The sequence below is a fragment of the Pseudoalteromonas sp. bablab_jr010 genome (genome assembly GCF_016464105.1).
Classification (GTDB): Bacteria; Pseudomonadota; Gammaproteobacteria; order Enterobacterales; family Alteromonadaceae; genus Pseudoalteromonas; species Pseudoalteromonas simplex.
In genome coordinates, this window is record NZ_JACDWV010000142.1 from 1 (window position 1) to 19,673 (window position 19,673).

The window sequence follows — 19,673 nt, forward strand, 5'->3', positions numbered from 1 at the left end:
GACGGTCAGTGATCAAGCAGGTAACCCAGCAACAGCCAGTGCCACTGGTGAAATCGACATTACCGCACCGACGATTAGCCTTGATACCTTGGCCGATAGTAATGATGTGACACCGCTCATTAGTGGGCAAACCACCGGAGCAGCAGTGGGCAGCTTAGTGCTGCTTACTATCACTGACAGTGCTGGTAATGTACAAAGTGCGACAGCGACGGTGCAAGCGGATGGCAGTTGGTCTGTTGAGCCAAGTTCGGCATTAGCTGAAGGGGATTATACCGTGGTGGCCACCGTGAGCGACGCGGCGGGTAACGAAGGCAGCGATACTGAAACAGGCACCATTGATGTGACGGCACCAACGATTAGCATTGATGCGCCAGCGCTGACCAACGACAATACGCCGACGGTCACAGGCACCTCAGACTTAGCCAATACCTCACTCGCCGTGACCTTTACCGATGCTGATGGTATCAGCCATAGCGTGACAGTCACCACAGATGCTTCAGGCAATTGGAGCGCCGAAGCAGGGCAAGCCTTAGCTGATGGCAACTACACAGTCAGTGCTAGTATCAGTGATGCAGCAGGTAATAACAGCAGTGCCAGTGACAGTGGTGAAGTCGACACTATAGCGCCAGACATTCGTGTGATCCCTTCATTTTTACTGGGTAATTTGGTTGGCTTGTCTGGGACTTCAGACTTACCAGAAGGAAGTGTGATCACGATCACTGAGCACCTTGTCGGTGGATTAATTGGATTAACATACACTGCCATTACAGATGCGAATGGAGATTGGACTTTAGCGAATATTACTGTACCACTGCTTAATTTAGCTTATGTAACAGCAAGTGGAACAGATGCAGCAGGTAACACTGCAACGGTGAGCACCCTTGATTTTGATAATGTAGCACCTGAACTAACAGTGTCTGTTGCCACACTTACTAATGACACAACACCAACTATCTCGGGTACAACGGATATGGGTCAAGGAACGGTTATTAATGTGACTGTTCAAGACGCTAATGGAGATTCGCAAAGCTTTACTGCAACAGTGCAAAGCGATCAAACTTGGTCTGTTGATGTACCAGCAGAACTTGCTGATGGCACATTCACAGTAACAGCATCGGTTCGAGACCAGGTGGGTAATTTAACAACTGAACAAACAACAGGTGTACTGGATAGTATAGCACCAACTTTAAGCGTAAATGCTATTGGTGGCACAGCTGAAGCTCGACCAACTATCTCGGGTAGTAGTAATGAGATAGGTGGTTTAGTGGTTGTTGAAATAGCGGGTCAAACTCTGACCACGACGGTTGATTCAGATGGCACATGGCAGCTTGTAGTACCTGTCGACATCGTTGATGGTAGTTACACGATTACGGCTAGCATAACGGATGATGCAAACAACACGCAAACTGCAACAGCATCAATAACAGTTGATACAGTTACGCCTGTTGTATTGCTTGACGCATTGGGTATTGGAAACTCAAGTTTGCCAGTTATTTCAGGTACATCAACAGAATCGCCAGGAACTCAAGTATCTGTCACGATTACAGACAGCAATAGTGATACCCAAACACTGACTGCGACAGTGTTGGGAGATGGAACATGGCAAGTTACACCAGCCGCGTTACCTGATGGAAGCTATACTGTAACAGCGTCAATAATGGATGTTGCGGGTAATATTGGCAGTGATACTGAATCTGGTTCTATTGATACACTTGCTCCTTCGCTCACTATTAATAGCTTAGGAACGACAAATGATTCTACACCTACAATTAGCGGTACAAGTAATGAACCTGCAGGTAGCATAGTCTCTTTGAGTGTTTCTAACGGTGGGAATATTTATTCATTATCAGCTACAGTGCAAATTGATGGTACTTGGTCAGTTGATGTTGTTACACCACTTGACGATGGTTCAGTTACTATTACTGCAAGCATCACTGATGCTGCAAATAACACTACGACTGCCACAGACAATGCAACATTAGACACTAATGCACCAACAGTATCTATTGGCACGTTGGCAATTACAAATGATACAACCCCCATCATCTCAGGTACCAGTGATGCAGTAGACGGCACACAAGTTACAATAAATGTTGAAGATGCACTTGGAAATACACAAACAATAACTACAACGGTAACGGGTGGTATTTGGAGTGTTGAGCTTGCTACTGTACTCAGTGAAGGACAATACACGGTAGATGCAAGTGTAACTGAAAATGGTTTAACTGGAACAGCATCAAAGGTTGGTGAGATAGATCTCACGGCGCCATCAATCTTGGTTAATGCACCAGCAATTACAAATGATACTACACCGACAATTAGTGGTACCAGTGATGCACCTCAGGGCACCGTTGTCACGTTAGTTGTGTCTGATAATTTAGGTAATGATGTTACTGCTTCTGCTATTGTTAATGCATCAGGTAATTGGTCTGTGGCATTACCTTCCTCAATAGCTGAAGGAGCATACACGGTTGAAGCCAGTATCTCTGATGCTGCAGGTAATAGCGCAACCACTTCGGTGTCTGGCATTATAGATATCACTGCGCCTGATGTTGTTATAGACACGATTGCTGTTGCAACCGATTTAACACCGCTCGCTTCTGGCAGTGCAACAGGAGCAGTCGCTGGTAATCGAGTGGTTGTAACCTTCGTTGATGCAGCAGGTGTTAGTCATAGTGTTGAAACAACGCTTGATTCAAGCCTTAACTGGCAAGTTGAAGCAACCCAAGCGCTTGCCGAAGGACAGTATACGGTAACCGCTGTTGTGACTGATACAGCTGGGAATGATGGTTCAGTAAGTACAACGTCTGCGGTTGATACTACGGCACCGATTGTGAGCATTGATCAAAGCAGTTTAATACTCACAAACGACTCAACCCCTGTTATCAGCGGCACATCTGATGCTGCAAATAGTACAGTAGTAATTGTGTTCACTGCCGCAGGCGGTTTACAACATACAGTTACTACCACAACTGATGCAAGTGGCAATTGGCAAGTTGAAGCAGGTCAAGCGTTAGCTGATGGAGTGTATTCGGTCACTGCAAGCATCACAGATACCGCAGGTAACACAGGAACTGATAGTAAAACGGGCGGAGAAGTTGACACTGTGGCTCCAGAGTTATCAATCACGCCGTCATTCTTATTAGGTAACTTGGTATCGCTTTCTGGTACTTCAGATTTGCCTGAAGGAAGTGTTATTACCATTACAAACTACCTAATTGGAGGTGGCATAGGAGTTCCTTACACAGCCACCGTTGACGCTAATGGTGATTGGCAAGTGCTTAATTTGTCAGTCTCTTTATTAACTCTCGCATATGTTGAGGCCTCTGCGACAGATGCTGCAGGTAATACAACCACTATATCGAGTATTGATTATAGTAATGACCCTAGCTTAGATGCTTTTGATGTTACTAACTATAATCCAGGTATATTAGGTTTACTCTTACCTTTCGCCGAAGGCACTGCTGAGCCGGGAACTGAGGTTTATGCCATTGGCTCTAACTTAATCGGCCTTAATTTACTCAATATTATCGACGCTTCAGTTCTTAGTTCTTCGCCAAGCACCACAACTGATAGCGACGGTGACTGGAGCATAGGGCTTTCTTTTCTTGATTTAGGGAATGAATATTACTTTGCTATTGTTGATACTGAAACTGGTGAGTATATCGTCAAGAACACCTCTAACGATTTAGTCGGTACAGGTGTGATTGAATCAGAGCCTGATAGTGGCATCATATCTCTTGGAGAAGAACCTGTTTTAGCAGGCTTAGAGAACTCTGAAGAGCCACCAGAAAATGAAAGTTCAACTTCAGGCGCTGAGCAGCTCGGTGAAAGTATTGATTTAAGCGTGATATTAGCTAAAGCGGATACAGAACCGACATTGCACTCTAACTCTGCCCCGCTTGAAGTAACAATCGATGATGTTTTAAGTGACTCTGAACAAAGTGAGGTACTGGCATTGAATATCGATAGCGAACAGCAAAGTTTAGCTTTTGATCCTAATGACTCAATAAGTTCACAACCTGCAAGTGATATTCAGAGTGAATCAGAGGACATGATTAAGAAACTAATCGAAGATGGAAATAAATCTGTAGATATTTAATCAATAAAAGAAAAGCGCTGAAATGCGCTTTTCTTACAGTACCTTGCTTAATTGAGTGATATTGCGTATTACTTTTAGCTCATTTAACTCTGTAAACATTAAAAAACGCGATAACTAACTTAGTTATCGCGTTTTTTTAAAAGAATAATATTGGGGTTTAGGCTTTCAAGTTGTGGACGATTTTTTTATCGCCTTGAATTACGCTGCCGCCTTGGTCGTAGGTCATCGATGAAGGCGCACCGATTAGAATATCTTTAAGTTGTTTAACACTTAACTGTGCTTGGTGAGCCGCATGGGCGTTTACATCGTTTTTCTTTTTGCAGCTTGCTAGGAGAGTGTTAACTTGCTTAATAAGTGCACTCACGTCATCATCTTGCGATTCGTTGTGCGCGACAAGCTTTTGCACTTCTTTATCTATGGTTTGGATTTGTTGGAGCAAAGAAATTTTTTGTTGGGCAATACTCTTTAATCCTTCGCCACGTTTTGCAGCAATGGCTGTCAATTCATCATCTAACAACGCAGCAATAGACTCCAAGCACGAAACTTGCTGTGTTAGTTTGCTGGCTATTAAATGATTATGATCAGCCATAGACATCAAACTCGAATGCAGCGATGTTCTTTGCTAGCTTTTCAGCATCAATTTGGTATTTACCTTCGCTGATCGCTTTTTTCAGCTCAGCCACTTTATTGCTATCAAAACCAGAAGACTGCTCTGCTTTTTCTTGCAATGATTTAAGCTGCTTTGCCTGAGGTGTAAGACTGACAGAATCTGCACTTGCTTTAGGTGCGGCTGATTTAGCAGCAGCTGCATTAGCATTATCTTTTTGTAAATCAAGCTTTTTTTGCTTGGTATTTGTCAACACAGAAGGCTGTTGTTGACCATTATTGACATTGCTTACCATAATTTTTGACCTATACATTACCCAACTTATGCCTTTATATCGGCGGGCACAGCGGATACTTTAGCATAAATAGTTAAAATTAAATATTTACCTGTACAGACTCGACTCCATCCACACGCGCATTTAATACTTTACCTGATTTTTTATTTTTTACACGTACTAATTCGTCTAACGTGCCATCTTCTAGCGCAATTCCGGAGGTTTTGATCCTTAAGCCCCGTAACGAAGCATAGATAGTTACGTTATCGCCTTTGCAAACCATGCAAACTTGGCTCATAACAATAGGTGTACCACCGCGTAAATTTCGCTTACTGCGACTGCCAATAAGTATAGACTCATCTTGTACGTATTGCGTTCTAACAAATTGCTTAGGTTTCATTTCTAGGCGTAAATGTTCGGCACGAATAACTTCACCTCGAGTAAGACTCGTTGTAACAACAACGACTGGCTCAAGTTCTATAATTCTAACGTGAACGTATTGGGTCCAACTATTTATGTCTTGGCACTTAAGTTGTACCGTGACCTGCCGATTAAAAGGAGGCTCTGTTGGTAACTCTTTGTTTAATGGCGACTCACATAACCTATCAGGAATGCGACTATCCAGAGGCAAAGCGCTTATCTGTGGTGTTGTGTTCAAGTCAGGCATGTGTTCACTCACAAAATCAACAGCGATCTGTTGAAGTTGCTCGTTGTTATAGACTTCTGCTTGTAGTTGTGTTGCAAACAACAGGCTAGAAAGAAAATAAAAAACACTGTATCTTCGGCTTTTTTTTAACAAACTCATATTGTTTCGACTATGCTTATTGTTGAAAACAAGGTATAAATATTTTGCGTCAAAAAACAGACGCTTCGTAACCTTATGTAGCTTTAACACAAAGAAGGCAATTATTGTTCCAGCTCTGATTGTTTATCTTTAGGAGATTGAAATGGCAGGCATTTTAGACTCAGTTAACCAGCGAACTCAGTTGGTTGGGCAAAACCGCCTTGAATTACTATTGTTCAAACTCAGAGGGCGTCAGCGCTTTGGTATTAACGTGTTTAAAGTAAGAGAGGTTTTGCAATGCCCGCCACTTACGAACATGCCAAAATCAAATGCCTATATTCGCGGTGTTGCGCATATTCGTGGACAAACTATTTCTGTTATTGACTTATCAATGGCTGTCGGTGGTCCTGCAATTGAAAACATAAAAGACAGCTTTATCATCATTGCCGAATACAACCGTTCAGTACAAGGGTTTTTGGTTGGTGGTGTAGAACGTATCGTAAATATGAACTGGGAAAAAATAATGCCACCACCTTCGGGAGCTGGACGTTATTCTTACCTAACAGCAGTCACAGAAATAGAAAACGAACTGGTTGAGATTTTGGATGTTGAAAAGATCCTAAATGAAATCTGCCCAGTGAACACTGAAGTTAGCGCAGATGTTGTTGGTGAAGGTGAGTTCCAGAAAGATTTAGGTGAAAGAATCGTCTTTATTGCTGATGACTCTGCTGTCGCGAGAAATCAAGTAAAACGTGCGCTTGAGCCACTTGGTGTACAAACTGAGCTTGCTAAAAATGGCAAAGAGGCCTTACTAAGACTAAGAGAAATAGCTCAACTTGATTGCCAGAACGATATTACTGAGCGAGTTGGCTTATTAATTTCAGATGTTGAAATGCCAGAAATGGATGGCTATACCTTAACCGCCGAGATAAAGGCCGATCCAAAATTATCACCTTTGCATGTGATCTTACATACTTCTTTAAGTGGTGTATTCAACCAAGCAATGATTGAGAAAGTGGGAGCTGACGATTTTATTGCTAAATTTAACCCAGATGAACTAGCGACTGCTGTAAAAAAATGGGTTCATTGTGATTAATAGTTTATAGGTGGTATTACTTTGGAAAATAAGCATTTACAACAAAGCGAATACGATCAATTTCGCTCTTTTTTAGAGCAACAATGCGGCATTGTGCTTGGCGATAATAAACTTTATTTAGTTAAAAGCCGTCTTGCGCCGCTTATGGCGCGTTTTAATGTCGAGTCTTTATCGCAGTTGGTAAGTAAAACACTGAGTCCTCATGAGAGGCAGCTTCGTGCCGCTGTGGTTGATGCAATGACAACCAATGAAACGCTTTGGTTTCGTGACCAGTATCCGTTTGAGTTATTGAAAACGAAATTATTTCCTGAGCTTAAAGATGTGCGTAGACCATTAAAAATATGGTCAGCGGCAAGTTCATCAGGACAAGAGCCGTATTCAATTGCCATGTCGGTTGCCGAGTTTCAGTCAAAAAACCCAGGTGTATTAAAGATGGGGGCGCAAATAATCGGCACTGATATCTCTAATACCATGCTTGATATGTGCAAAAACGCTGAGTATGACTCGCTAGCGCTTGCGCGTGGTTTGTCGATGGAACGCCGTCAAAAGTTCTTTAAAGACAGCGGCAATGGAATGGCTCAAGTCATTGACCCTATACGTAAAATGGTCAGCTTTAGACACCTTAACTTACTGGATTCATACGCTTTAATGGGCAAGTTTGACATTATATTTTGCCGTAACGTGCTCATTTACTTCTCACCAGAGGTAAAAGCTAAAATTATCTCGCAATTTGCTCAAGCCCTAAACCCTAAAGGTTACCTCTTTTTAGGTGCGTCAGAATCAATGGCGGGCTTAAGTGATAGCTTTGAGATGGTTCGTTGTAATCCAGGCATCATCTACCAGAAAAAGTAAACCTTTCTTAGCAACCTAGCTCTTAGGTTGCTAAATTTATCTATTATTCAATATCTTACGTAAGTAAAATATCTCCTTCATTATTGGCTTAGCTTTTGCATTAATCACTCTAGAGTCAATTTTTTGGAGATGGTTATGGCTATCAGTTTTGATAAAGCATTTGGTGTTCACCCCCATGCAATGTTGATCCGTTCACAACGCGCTGAGTTATTAGCGACCAATATCGCTAATGCTGATACGCCGGGCTATAAAGCGAAAGACATTGATTTTGCCTCGGCATTAAAAGCGGCAAAAAGCAACCAACAAGGCGGCAATAGCATGGTAAGAACCGATGCTAAACATATTGCCGGAGGCAGCCGTTTTGTTGGCGGTGCAGAAATGTTTCGTACGCCAAATCAAGCAGATACAGGCGATGGTAACTCTGTAGATATACAAGTGGAACGAAACTTGTATGTACAGAACTCATTAGAGTATCAGGCAAGCCTGCAATTTATGAGTAGTAAAATTAAAGGCCTTAAAAAAGCCCTCGGTAGTCAAGGAGCTTAATCATGAGTTTATATAATGTTTTTGATATTTCAGGCACGGGTATGAGTGCACAAAATGTGCGCTTAAATACCACAGCGAGTAATATTTCGAATGCAAACACGATTAGCTCTAGCCAAGACCAGACATACCGAGCGCGCCATCCTGTTTTTGCTGCAGAGTTGACCAAAGCGTCAGCATCGCAAAGCAATCCTCAGGGCTCTTCTGTAGGCGTTAAAGTTTTAGGTATTGTAGAGAGCGATAAGCCGCTACAAATTGAATATAACCCGAATCACCCAAGTGCGGATGAAAATGGTTATATCTACAAACCTAACGTTAATGTTGTAGAAGAAATGGCAAATATGATTTCTGCCTCTCGCTCTTACCAAACAAATGTGCAAGTTGCTGATGCAGCTAAGCAAATGTTAAGTAAAACACTGTTGTTAGGACAACGGTAATCGAGGATAAGTTATGAGTAACGACATCAGCTCTGCATCATCATCCTATATGGATAGCTTGCGTTGGAATCAAAGCAATACGCAAACAACTGAGGAAGACAACAACACACTTTCTCAGGAAGATTTCTTTTCGTTGTTAACACAGCAGTTGTCGTTCCAGGATCCGAGTAACCCTGCTGATAACGATCAAATGATCGCGCAGATGACGAACTTTACTATGGCTGAAGGTATTTCAAACTTAAACGAGAAGTTTGACTCACTGACTGCATCAATGACATCAAATTCTGCGTTACAGGCTTCCACTTTGGTTGGTAAGCAAGCGTTATTAGAGTCTGACACCATTGACTTTGACGGTGAAAACCTTGCTAAAGGGTCGGTGGTTGCTGAGACAGCCGTTGAATCTTTAACGCTAAGAATAACAGATTCTTCAGGTCAATTAGTACGAACCATTGAACTAGGTTCTCAGTCTGCGGGCGCACTGCGTTTTGAGTGGGATGGTAAAGATAACGATGGCAATGTGCTCCCTGAAGGCGAGTATGACATCAGTGCTGAAGGCTTTGTAAATGGAGACTACAGCAGTATGCCTATGGCGACCTTTAAGAATATTGAAAGTGTCAATATTAATGGCGCAAGCGGCATTATCGTAAATACAAAAGAGGGTGCGGTTAGGCTAACTGATATAGCTGAAATCGCATAAGTATAAAAGGTTTGGGTTAGCTTAGGCTAAGAGATAGGTTAGAGGTGAGTTATGAGCTTCAATATTGCATTAACAGGCTTAGCAGCCGCACAAAAAGATTTAGACGTAACTGCAAATAATATTGCTAACGTTAACACTACGGGCTTTAAAGAGTCTCGTGCAGAGTTCGCTGATGTATACGCATCATCAGTATTTAGTTCTGGTAAAACAAAAAATGGTGACGGTGTAAGGACAACAATGGTGGCACAACAATTCCACCAAGGTTCACTCTCTTTCACAAATAACTCACTTGATTTAGCAATTACTGGTGAAGGTTATTTCGCAATGGCGAATGACTTAGGTGCACAAGATTTTACTTACACGCGTGCTGGTGCCTTCAAACTTAATAAAGATAACTTTATTGTGGATGCGAGCGGTAATTACTTACAAGGTTTCCCTGTTGATGAAGCAACCGGTGACACAACCTCTGTAAGCTTAAGTACATCTTCTGCACTACAAATTCCAGATGCATCAGGTTCACCACGTGCAACCACGAATGTTTATTCGTCATTTAACCTTGATTCACGTGCCTCTGCGCCAACTGTGACACCATTCGATCCAGAAACAAGTGCAACTTATAACAGCTCTACATCGACAACGGTGTATGACTCATTAGGTGAACCGCATATTCTACAGTTCTTCTTTGTGAAAACTGATTCTACAGTGACTGGTAATGAAAATGAGTGGGAAGTATACGCTACATTAGATGAAAAGCCATTTGATGCAACAGGTGTTGAGCAAACCACAACACCTTATACACCATTATCAACTTTTCAGTTTGATGCCAGTGGCTTACCACAAAGTACAGATGGTACAGCGAATACTGATACAACATTTAATCCATTAACGTTACCGAGTGGTTTAGGTGCTGCGACAGGCCTTTCTGATTTACTTTCGAATGGTGCAAGTTTCCCTGATGATGTGACTATTAACTGGCGTGATGAAGCGGCAACAGCAAATAAAGTTCCAACTCAATACGCAAGTAACTTTGAAGTAAAAGCATTAGAGCAAGATGGTGCGACTGTAGGTCGTCTATCAGGAATTGATATCGGTTCTGACGGTAAAATTGTTGCGTCATATAGTAATGGAGATACGTCGTTCCTAGGTCAAGTTGCTATGGTGCGCTTCTCTAATTCTCAGGGCTTGCAACAAGTTGGTGATACATCTTGGAAGAAGAGTTTAACGTCAGGTGAGCCGATTGCGGGTGAACCAGGTTCAGGTACTCTAGGTTCAATTAACTCATCAGCGCTTGAGCAATCAAACGTTAACTTAACCAATGAACTTGTTGACTTAATTAGTGCTCAGCGTAACTTCCAAGCAAATTCACGTGCGCTTGAGGTTAACTCAACACTACAACAAAACATCCTACAGATCCGTTAATCTTAACGGTTCTAAGCTTAATCCGACACGAAGGCTGCTTCCTCTATTGGCAGCCTTTTTTCATTCTTACTATTCATTTTTCTCTTCTATTTTAGCGTCAATTTTACTTTGGCACTTTTATTGCATTTCCTAATTATCGTATTTTTAGTGAGTCAATGTTATGGACAAAATGGTCTACATTGCCATGTCGGGTGCTAAGCAAAGTTTGCGAGGTCTTGAGCTCAAGGCCAACAATCTTGCTAATGCTAACACCACTGGCTTTAAAGCTGATTTTGCACAAGCTCGCTCTATGCAAGCCTTTGGTGAAGGTCTGCCATCTAGGGTGTTTGCAATGCAAGAACGCCCAGGATCTAATATGGAATCGGGTGGTTTTGTTGAAACTGGCCGTGAGCTTGATATCGCGATGAGCGACCGTGGTTGGTTGAGCGTACAAGATGCATCCGGCAATGAGGCGTACACCAAAACTGGCACATTAAACATTACTCCAGATGGCGCATTGATCACCAGCCATGGCCGTCAAGTAATTGGCGAAGGTGGTCCAATCATTTTGCCATTGCCTATTGAAAAAGTTGAGTTTAGTGAAGATGGCGCTATTCAGATTCGCCCGCAAGGTGCGCCTGCTAACTTTTTGGAAGTGGTTGATCGCTTAAAAGTGATTGAGGCTGATAACACTCAGCTTGAAAAAGGCAATGACGGTTTATTTCGACCAAAAGAAGACATGTTGGTCAATGACCTTTGTGGCTTTTGTGACATTTCACCTAACGTAAAAGTATTGTCGGGAACGCTTGAAATGTCGAACGTAAACCCAGTGCATGAAATGGTCGATATGATCAGCAATCAACGCCAATTTGAATTACAAGTTAAATTGATGAAAACAGCCGAAGAGCTCGATGAGCGTCAAGATCAGCTGTTACGCATTGTTTAAGATGACTGAGAGGGTAGAGTTATGAATCCTGCATTATGGATCAGTAAAACCGGGCTTGACGCCCAGCAAACCGATATTTCGGTGATCTCAAATAATCTCGCGAATGCCAGCACGGTAGGCTACAAAAAAAGCCGCGCCGTATTTGAAGATTTACTATATCAAAACATTAACCAGCCAGGTGGCCGCTCGTCGCAAGACACTGAAATGCCGTCAGGCTTAATGCTTGGTGCCGGTGCCAAAGTGGTTGCTAACCAAAAGAACTTTTCACAAGGTAATATGCTTACCACTGAAAATTCATTGGACTGGATGATCTCAGGCCCAGGTTTTTTTGAAGTGCAATTACCAGATGGCAATATTGCCTATTCACGTAATGGTCAATTCACGACTGACGAAGATGGTCGCATTGTAACTTCCGGCGCGGGTTTTCCATTACAGCCAGAAATGAACGTACCAGACGATGCACAATCAATTACTGTTTCACAAGACGGTGAAGTATCAGTGCGTATTTCAGGTCAAGCAGAGAACGTGGTCATCGGTCAGCTCACCATTAGTGATTTTATTAATCCATCGGGTCTTGAGCCTATGGGGCAAAACTTATACACAGAAACCGCTGTGAGTGGCGCACCTGTGCAAGGTAATCCTGGTATCGATGGTTTAGGCACTGTGGTTCAAGGTTCCCTTGAAACCTCTAACGTGAATGTAACGGAAGAGCTTGTTAACTTGATTGAAACGCAACGAATTTATGAAATGAATTCAAAAGTGATTTCAGCGGTTGATGAAATGCTTAGTTACATCAATCAGCAACTTTAATGGGTAGGAGGCAGCATGCGTAATATTATCTTAGTCACATCAGCAGCATTGATGCTGGGTGGTTGTATGACAACGCAAAATCATCATGTGGTTCAGGATGACCCTTACTATGCGCCTATGTATCCGGAACCAAGTACTGAACAAGTGGTACCAACAGGTTCGTTGTTTGATAGTTATTCGGCAAATGACTTGTACTCAGATAAAAAGGCATTACGCGCCGGCGATATCATCACTGTTAAATTGCAAGAGTCTACCCAAGCAACTAAAGCGGCAAAAACTGAAACCGACAAAGAAACAGATGCTAGTTTAGACCCTGTTATTGGGCTTGGCGGAAACCCGGTTAACATTGGTGGCGACAGCATTCAGTTTGGTATTGGCTCAGGGGCATCGTTTAAAGGCGATTCAAAGTCTAACCAATCAAATAGCTTATTTGGTGATATTTCTGTCAATGTGATGCGTGTTTTACCGAATGGGAACTTGGTTATTCGTGGTGAAAAATGGCTCACTTTGAATACTGGTGAAGAATTTATTCGCCTAGAAGGTTTAGTTCGTCCTGAAGATGTGCAAGCAGATAACACAGTAACTTCCAATCGTATTGCTAATGCGCGAATTCAATACTCAGGTAAAGGGCAAATTCAAGAAACGCAAAGTGCAGGTTGGCTGTCTCGTTTCTTTAGTAGTTCGCTTTTCCCATTTTAGAGGAATAAAGTCATGAATGGGTTTAAATACATCATCGCTCTTTGCTTAATTAGCCTGCAGTTTTCTGCACAGGCTGAGCGAGTCAAAGATGTATCTATGGTTGAGGGTGTACGCTCTAACCAATTAGTGGGTTATGGATTGGTTGTTGGTTTGCCTGGCACAGGCGAACAAAGCCGATTTACTCAACAAAGCTTTAAAGCCATGTTAAATGGTTTTGGTATCACCTTACCAGATAGCTTAAAACCTAAGATTAAAAATGTTGCAGCTGTGGCTGTGCATGCAGAGTTACCGGCATTTAGAAAACCGGGTCAAACCATTGATATTACGGTTTCGTCTATTGGTAGTGCGGGTAGTTTACGTGGTGGTACCTTATTACAAACCTTTTTAAAAGGGGTTGATGGCAATACCTATGCGATTGCACAAGGTAGCTTAGTTGTAGGTGGTTTAGGTGCGGAAGGGGCTGATGGTAGCCGTGTAATTATTAACACACCCACAGTGGGTCGTATTCCAAACGGTGCCATTGTAGAGCGTGCTATTAAGAGCCCGTTTATGCAAGGTGACTATATTACCTTTAATTTAAATCGCCCAGATTTCACAACGGCTAAACGCTTAGAACAAACGATTAATGATTTAGTGGGTCCTGATAGTGCTCAGGCAATTGATGCAGCGTCAGTGCGAGTGTTAGCACCGCGAGATGCATCTCAACGTGTTGCGTATTTATCTACCCTTGAAAACTTAGAGTTTAAGCCTGCAGACACAGCAGCAAAAATTATTGTTAACTCCCGCACAGGTACAATTGTGATTGGCAAAAATGTGAAGCTACAGCCTGCGGCAATAACTCATGGTGGTTTAACGGTTACGATTGCTGAGCAGCAAAATGCGTCACAGCCAAATGCTTTAAGTGATGGTGAAACTACCGTTACCAATCAAAGTATTATTGATGTGAACGAAGATGATTCACGTGCTTTTGTATTTAATCCAGGTGTTAATCTTGATGATCTCGTACGCGCAATCAATGAGGTGGGGGCCGCACCGGGTGATTTAATGGCAATCCTAGAAGCTTTAAAAGAAGCGGGGGCGATAAACGGGCAACTGGTTATCATTTAAATTAAAACGCGCTGTCGAGCGCGTTTTTTGTTTCTATAACTTTTAATCCTTCAGTGTATAAACATCAGTCAAAACCTTGGCCCTGAAGTTACACCATTCCACTATCCGTTATTAGCTACTCATTTATAAAAGCTTTTTATTGGCGCAATTTTTGCATTTTAAATTTCATTATTAACTATTGTGTCAAAAAGCTGATGGATACTAATCATCTCGACAAGCAAAACTTTTTTGATTTAGGCAACTTAGACTCATTACGTCAAAATGCCTTAAAAAGTGATGCCTCTAGCGATGCGTCAAAAGAGGCGCTGAAAAAAGCGGCGGCACAATTTGAATCTATCTTCACTCAGATGCTGCTGAAAAGCATGCGTAAAGCAAATGAAGCGTTTGAAGATAAAGACAGCCCATTTAATTCAAGCGGCGTTAAATTTTTTGAAGAGATGCATGACCAACAAATGTCGGTTGAGCTTTCATCAAATGGTTCGCTCGGCTTAGCTGACTTAATCGTTCAGCAGCTCTCGCCAGATGGTAAACAGTTTACCCCAGGTTCTGTGCTTAGAACGACGGCTGAGTTTGATAGTGATAAACGTGCAAGCGGCACCCTTGATAGCACTGCTGAGATTAAGGCTAAACCACAAGTTGTTGCTGATACATCAGCAAACGAGCAATCAGAAAACCGCTTTGAAGATGCTGAGTCTTTCATTAGCTCTGTTTGGGAGCATGCTAAAAATGCCGCACAGAAAATTGGCTTAAACCCAGCTGTGATGGTTGCTCAAGCTGCACTCGAAACGGGCTGGGGTAAACACATCATCAGTAAAGCTGATGGCACCAGTAGTAACAACTTATTCAATATTAAATCGGATAGGAGCTGGCAAGGCGATAAAGCAAGCAAAGTCACGCTTGAATTTGAACAAGGCGTGCCAGTTAAAAAGCAAGCCAGTTTCCGCTCTTATCAATCGATTAAAGACAGTGTTAATGATTTTGTGGATTTCTTAAATGAAAATCCACGTTATCAAGAAGCACTCAATAATACCGCAGAGCCTGCAGCCTTTTTAGATTCGTTACAAAAAGCAGGTTATGCAACTGATCCAAATTATGCCGATAAAATTAAGCAGGTATTGAAGCGCGTTGAGCTTCAAAGCGTCGCTGCTTCATTGGTACGTTAAGGAGTAGACCCTCATGTCATTTAGCTTATATGACATAGCAAATGCAGGTATCAGAGCTAACTCTGAGCTTTTACAAACCACCAGTAAAAACATCGCCAACGTTAATACCGAGGGCTATGTGCGTGAGCGCACTGAGTTCACAACCATGATCGATAATCAAGTTGGTCGTGGTGAAACGTATCGTTTACTGAATGAATTTGCGCAAAAGCAACTAAATCGAGATACCTCTAGTAAAACTTTTTTTGATCAATTCGTCACAGAAGCGAGTCGAGTTGATAGCTTGTTTTCTGAAGAGTCAAACAGCTTATCAACCAGTATCAACTCGTTTTTTAACAACATACAAGAAAGTTTAAACCAGCCTTCATCATCTGTAGCACGGTCATTAGTAATGACTGATGCACAAAGTCTAATTGACCAAATGGAGCGTTTATCAGGCATTGTTGCAGATCAGCAAACCGTAGTTAATGATCAATTAGAGATTTTCTCTGAAGAAGCAAACGACCTTATTCAAACTATCAGTGAATTAAATACTAAGATCGCGTCAGTAGATGGCACCTCACAAGAATCAGGATCTAGCTCGCTTTATAATGAACGAGATAAAGCAATTCGTGATTTATCTGAGCTAATCGATATTGAAACAGTTGATGGGCCCAATGGTTCTAAACAAGTATATATGGGAACAGGCCAAGCCTTAGTAATGCAGCATGGTGCTTTTAATCTATTTTCTTTAACGGGCGACCCTGATCCTAATTTTAAAGAATTACACTTAGATACTAATGACGGTAAAGCTATTTCGCTAGAATTAGATACAGATAAGTTAAAAGGCAAAATTGGTGGCTTACTGGCATTTCGTGACGATATTTTAGTGCCAGCACAAAATCAATTGGGTCAAATGGGTTTAACATTGGCCGATGCTTTTAATCAGCAAAATCATTTAGGTATGGATGGCGATGGCAATTTAGGTGGGGATATATTTAAAATTCCTACCGTTGATGCATTTGCTTATCAAGCTAATAACGGTAATTCGAGTATGACGGCAACGGTTGAACCTGGACAAGGCAGTAATTTGCCGGCCAGTGATTTTATTGTGAAATACAGTGATACAAATGAAGTTGAAATTTACCCTGTTGATAATAAAGGCGAGACGATTAAAGATGCCAACGGCGATGATATTTTTACTATAGCAGACGTTGACCCAGCCACAGGTAAGGTTAATTCATTAAACAACTCAGGTTTAGATTTGTTTGGTTTAGAAGTTACCCTCGATATGACTAATCCGCCAAGTGTTGATGACCAATTTATGGTTAAACTCAACTCTCAAGCATCAACAAGCTTAGAGCTTGCAACAAATCGTCCAGAAGATATCGCACTCGCTTCACCTATTCGTACTGCAAACGATATTAACAATACAGGCACTGCCAGTATTTCAGCTGGAACTGTATCTGATGTGTCAAATTTCACAGACACCCCAGCGTTACAATTACCAACAGGGTCTTTAACTTTAACAAAAAGCGCTGAAAACCCCGATATGTACACCTTAAGTGATGGTACCAATGAGACTGATCCATTTACAATTGATTCATCGGGTAAAAATATTATTCAACAAGCTGAGGCAGCGGGCGTTTTAGATGATATTACAACGCTCACTGCGGAGGAAGTTGGTTTTGACTTTAACATTGAAGGCACACCAGCTTTAGGTGACTCATTCACTATAGAGGCTAATGTAGATGGCTTTGATGATAACCGTAATGGGCAACTATTAGCTGACATTCAAAACGATAACATTGTCAGGCAAAATGTTTCAGGTAATTCAAAGAATAATCATAAAACTCTAAATCAAGCATACACTGGTTTAGTATCAGATATTGGTGTAGTTACTTCGCAGGCACAAACAAGTCAACAGGCGTTTAGCGCATTAGCAGAGCAGTCAGAAGCTTGGTATGAATCATTATCAGGGGTAAACCTTGATGAAGAAGCGGCAAACTTACTGCGCTTTCAACAGTCGTATGCAGCATCAGCGCAAGTACTTGCCACTGCTCGTTCAATATTCGACACCTTACTTAATTCGGCGAGGTAATTATGCGTTTATCAAATAACTTAATGTACCAAAATAGCGTTAATAAAATTCTTGAAGGTCAGCAAGGTGTTGCTAATGCACAAGAGCGTGTAACAACAGGTAAAAAGTATTTATCGACCTCTGAAAGCCCGTCTGCTTACTCACAAGCAGCATTATATACAAATAAAATTCAAACAAACGAGCAGTATACTAAAAATATTAATCAGTTGAATGGGCGGCTAGAAACAGAAGAAAGTATCTTACAAAGTATCAACACCACCATTCAGGCAGCCCAGGAGCTGACGATTCGAGCGGGTAGTGGTGCCATGAGTGATGATGATTTAAAATCTATTGCGAGTGAATTAAGCGAGCTGCAAAAAAGCCTAGTGAGCTTAATGAATAGTCAATCAGAAGACGGTAAATATATTTTTTCTGGCTATCAAGATACAACTCAAACCTATAGCTTTAACTCAAATACAGGTCAATACGACTATCAAGGCGACCAAGGCCAGCATTCAGTCACTATTGCACAAGGTGTTAATGTTAAATCGAGCGATAATGGCTTTAGTGCTTTTGAAAATGTAAATGCGCGTTTAAATGTTGTTGATAACGAAGGCACTGTAACGGGGAGTATTACTGCACAAAGTACTGTGTATGTAAAAAACCAAGCCGATTTTGATAAGTTCCATAAAGCAAATTATGATTTAGATCCCACAGCTACAGCTGCAGATAACTCTTTTCAGGTTGAGCTTGTCGCCGGTGTTAATCCGGGCGATCCAGATACCTATGTAATTAATGATGGTTATGGTAACCCCGTTACACCAGCAGTCACAGGTGAGTATACCGGTGAGTCTATTGAATACGCAGGCATGGAGTTTAAGCTAGAAGGCACTGCACCAGGGACATTAGAGTTCGAATTAGAGGCCCCACATAAAGAAAATGTACTCAATACTATGCAAAACTTAATCACCAATTTAAATAGTAGTTTAGAAGGTGATGAGCTTAATGATGCACTGGCAGACGGTTTAGACCAATTACAAAGCGCCAGCGAACAAGTGGTATTCACACAAGCAAGTTTAGGTGCTCGAATGAACTTGGTTGAAAGTATCACTGATTCAAATAGTGCGATAGATATCAATAATAAATCGAGTAAATCAAATTTGGTTGAAGTTGATATGGCCGAAGCAATTAGTGACTTAACAAGGCATGAAACCGCATTACAGGCTTCACAAGCAACCTTTGGTCGTTTAGCTAATTTAACGCTTTTTGATTATTTATAATTAAACTCATACGGTAAAGGTTTGCCTTTCTATTAGGCCAGTGGCAAAAAATTGTCACTGGCCTTTTTATTTCTTACATTTACAAACAAGAAGTTTTAAAAGTTATTTAAAAACAGTGGGTTGTAATTTTTCTTTGAGCTGGCACATTTCCTGCTTTTAAGTTTTACAAAGCGCGTGGTTCCTCACAAGTTCATTGGACCACAGCCTAATTAAAACTAGGAGATGGTAAAATGGCATTAACAGTCAATACTAATGTGTCGTCACTTAACGCACAACGTAACTTAACTAAATCGAGCGATGGTCTAGCAACGTCAATGGAACGTTTAGCATCGGGTATGCGTATCAATAGCGCAAAAGATGATGCAGCAGGCCTACAAATTTCAAACCGTCTAACCTCACAAATAAATGGTTTAGCGGTGGCACAGCGTAACGCCAATGATGGTATCTCAATGGCGCAAACCGCTGAAGGGGCAATGCAAGCTTCTACTGATATATTACAGCGCATGCGAGAGCTTGCGCTTCAATCTGCAAATGGTTCGAATTCAGATAAAGACCGTGCGGCCCTGCAAAAAGAAGTAACTCAATTAAAAACAGAGTTAACACGAATTGCAGAAACAACATCGTTTGGTGGTCAGCAGTTACTGGATGGTTCATTCGGTACAAAGTCATTCCAAGTAGGTGCAAACGCTAATGAAACTATTGGGGTGACTCTTAAGAGCGTTGCTGCAAGTGATATCGGCTCTTTCGAAACAACATTGGCTGGAGCTGCTGCCTCAGCACTGGGGTTAGGTCGAGCTGCTGCTGCTGCAGATAATGCTACCC

17 protein-coding genes and 1 pseudogene are annotated in these 19,673 nt (G+C 41.7%); 15 read left to right on the plus strand and 3 right to left on the minus strand.

Going from position 1 to position 19,673, the window contains the following annotated elements:
* Positions 1-4,102 (plus strand): Ig-like domain-containing protein (locus JIG37_RS13265; RefSeq protein WP_199529542.1); only part of this gene is annotated, 4,102 nt, incomplete at its 5' end.
* Positions 4,103-4,259: 157 nt separating this feature from the next.
* Here JIG37_RS13265 and JIG37_RS13270 read toward each other — a convergent pair.
* The 3 genes from JIG37_RS13270 to flgA form a co-directional block, all read right to left on the minus strand.
* Positions 4,260-4,691, minus strand: a complete 432-nt coding sequence (locus JIG37_RS13270) for a flagellar protein FlgN (protein WP_054553315.1) — start codon at positions 4,689-4,691, stop codon at positions 4,260-4,262.
* Complete coding sequence (gene flgM, locus JIG37_RS13275; RefSeq protein WP_054553314.1) at positions 4,684-5,004, minus strand: flagellar biosynthesis anti-sigma factor FlgM; 321 nt, start codon at positions 5,002-5,004, stop codon at positions 4,684-4,686. Before flgM ends, JIG37_RS13270 begins: the two co-directional genes overlap by 8 nt.
* A gap of 79 nt (positions 5,005-5,083) precedes the next feature.
* On the minus strand, positions 5,084-5,788 hold the full coding sequence (gene flgA, locus JIG37_RS13280) for a flagellar basal body P-ring formation chaperone FlgA (protein WP_199529543.1): 705 nt from the start codon (positions 5,786-5,788) through the stop codon (positions 5,084-5,086).
* Between the two features lie 142 nt (positions 5,789-5,930).
* Here flgA and JIG37_RS13285 point away from each other — a divergent pair, with 142 nt between their 5' ends.
* From JIG37_RS13285 to JIG37_RS13350, 14 genes and pseudogenes are all read left to right on the plus strand, one after another.
* On the plus strand, positions 5,931-6,863 hold the full coding sequence (locus JIG37_RS13285) for a chemotaxis protein (protein WP_054553312.1): 933 nt from the start codon (positions 5,931-5,933) through the stop codon (positions 6,861-6,863).
* Positions 6,864-6,884: 21 nt separating this feature from the next.
* Positions 6,885-7,715, plus strand: coding sequence for a protein-glutamate O-methyltransferase CheR (locus JIG37_RS13290; protein ID WP_054553311.1), 831 nt, complete (start codon positions 6,885-6,887; stop codon positions 7,713-7,715).
* A 135-nt stretch (positions 7,716-7,850) separates the two neighbouring features.
* Complete coding sequence (gene flgB, locus JIG37_RS13295) at positions 7,851-8,261, plus strand: flagellar basal body rod protein FlgB (RefSeq protein ID WP_054553310.1); 411 nt, start codon at positions 7,851-7,853, stop codon at positions 8,259-8,261.
* Between the two features lie 2 nt (positions 8,262-8,263).
* Positions 8,264-8,695 carry a flagellar basal body rod protein FlgC gene (gene flgC, locus JIG37_RS13300; protein WP_036970207.1) on the plus strand — a complete coding sequence of 144 codons (432 nt, stop codon included), beginning with the start codon at positions 8,264-8,266 and terminating at the stop codon, positions 8,693-8,695.
* A 13-nt stretch (positions 8,696-8,708) separates the two neighbouring features.
* Positions 8,709-9,392, plus strand: a complete 684-nt coding sequence (locus JIG37_RS13305; RefSeq protein WP_054553309.1) for a flagellar hook assembly protein FlgD — start codon at positions 8,709-8,711, stop codon at positions 9,390-9,392.
* A 51-nt stretch (positions 9,393-9,443) separates the two neighbouring features.
* Positions 9,444-10,811 carry a flagellar hook protein FlgE gene (flgE, locus tag JIG37_RS13310; RefSeq protein WP_054553308.1) on the plus strand — a complete coding sequence of 456 codons (1,368 nt, stop codon included), beginning with the start codon at positions 9,444-9,446 and terminating at the stop codon, positions 10,809-10,811.
* Positions 10,812-10,971: 160 nt separating this feature from the next.
* Positions 10,972-11,736: a flagellar basal body rod protein FlgF gene (locus JIG37_RS13315; RefSeq protein ID WP_199529544.1), complete on the plus strand. Its 765-nt coding sequence runs from the start codon at positions 10,972-10,974 to the stop codon at positions 11,734-11,736.
* Between the two features lie 21 nt (positions 11,737-11,757).
* On the plus strand, positions 11,758-12,546 hold the full coding sequence (gene flgG / locus JIG37_RS13320; protein WP_054553306.1) for a flagellar basal-body rod protein FlgG: 789 nt from the start codon (positions 11,758-11,760) through the stop codon (positions 12,544-12,546).
* Positions 12,547-12,561: 15 nt separating this feature from the next.
* The gene (gene flgH, locus JIG37_RS13325) at positions 12,562-13,245 is read left to right on the plus strand and encodes a flagellar basal body L-ring protein FlgH (RefSeq protein ID WP_054553305.1); all 684 of its coding nucleotides are present in this window, start codon (positions 12,562-12,564) and stop codon (positions 13,243-13,245) included.
* A 12-nt stretch (positions 13,246-13,257) separates the two neighbouring features.
* Entirely contained in the window at positions 13,258-14,352 is a 1,095-nt protein-coding gene (locus JIG37_RS13330) for a flagellar basal body P-ring protein FlgI (protein ID WP_199529545.1), read from the plus strand.
* 194 nt (positions 14,353-14,546) lie between these two features.
* Positions 14,547-15,515, plus strand: coding sequence for a flagellar assembly peptidoglycan hydrolase FlgJ (gene flgJ, locus JIG37_RS13335; protein ID WP_199529546.1), 969 nt, complete (start codon positions 14,547-14,549; stop codon positions 15,513-15,515).
* 13 nt (positions 15,516-15,528) lie between these two features.
* The gene (gene flgK, locus JIG37_RS13340) at positions 15,529-17,592 is read left to right on the plus strand and encodes a flagellar hook-associated protein FlgK (protein ID WP_199529547.1); all 2,064 of its coding nucleotides are present in this window, start codon (positions 15,529-15,531) and stop codon (positions 17,590-17,592) included.
* A gap of 2 nt (positions 17,593-17,594) precedes the next feature.
* On the plus strand, positions 17,595-18,851 hold the full coding sequence (gene flgL, locus JIG37_RS13345; protein ID WP_199529548.1) for a flagellar hook-associated protein FlgL: 1,257 nt from the start codon (positions 17,595-17,597) through the stop codon (positions 18,849-18,851).
* A 230-nt stretch (positions 18,852-19,081) separates the two neighbouring features.
* Positions 19,082-19,673: pseudogene (locus JIG37_RS13350) on the plus strand (flagellin); the annotation flags it as partial.

Bases quoted from the DNA above. Each gene is read 5' to 3' on its own strand.
- JIG37_RS13315 (WP_199529544.1), top strand. From the start codon at position 10,972: ATGGACAAAATGGTCTACATTGCCATGTCGGGTGCTAAGCAAAGTTTG.
- flgL (WP_199529548.1), top strand. From the start codon at position 17,595: ATGCGTTTATCAAATAACTTAATGTACCAAAATAGCGTTAATAAAATT.
- flgC (WP_036970207.1), top strand. From the start codon at position 8,264: ATGAGTTTATATAATGTTTTTGATATTTCAGGCACGGGTATGAGTGCA.
- flgE (WP_054553308.1), top strand. From the start codon at position 9,444: ATGAGCTTCAATATTGCATTAACAGGCTTAGCAGCCGCACAAAAAGAT.
- flgJ (WP_199529546.1), top strand. From the start codon at position 14,547: ATGGATACTAATCATCTCGACAAGCAAAACTTTTTTGATTTAGGCAAC.
- flgB (WP_054553310.1), top strand. From the start codon at position 7,851: ATGGCTATCAGTTTTGATAAAGCATTTGGTGTTCACCCCCATGCAATG.
- JIG37_RS13270 (WP_054553315.1), bottom strand. From the start codon at position 4,691: ATGGCTGATCATAATCATTTAATAGCCAGCAAACTAACACAGCAAGTT.
- flgG (WP_054553306.1), top strand. From the start codon at position 11,758: ATGAATCCTGCATTATGGATCAGTAAAACCGGGCTTGACGCCCAGCAA.
- flgH (WP_054553305.1), top strand. From the start codon at position 12,562: ATGCGTAATATTATCTTAGTCACATCAGCAGCATTGATGCTGGGTGGT.
- flgM (WP_054553314.1), bottom strand. From the start codon at position 5,004: ATGGTAAGCAATGTCAATAATGGTCAACAACAGCCTTCTGTGTTGACA.
- flgA (WP_199529543.1), bottom strand. From the start codon at position 5,788: ATGAGTTTGTTAAAAAAAAGCCGAAGATACAGTGTTTTTTATTTTCTT.
- flgK (WP_199529547.1), top strand. From the start codon at position 15,529: ATGTCATTTAGCTTATATGACATAGCAAATGCAGGTATCAGAGCTAAC.
- JIG37_RS13285 (WP_054553312.1), top strand. From the start codon at position 5,931: ATGGCAGGCATTTTAGACTCAGTTAACCAGCGAACTCAGTTGGTTGGG.
- JIG37_RS13330 (WP_199529545.1), top strand. From the start codon at position 13,258: ATGAATGGGTTTAAATACATCATCGCTCTTTGCTTAATTAGCCTGCAG.
- JIG37_RS13305 (WP_054553309.1), top strand. From the start codon at position 8,709: ATGAGTAACGACATCAGCTCTGCATCATCATCCTATATGGATAGCTTG.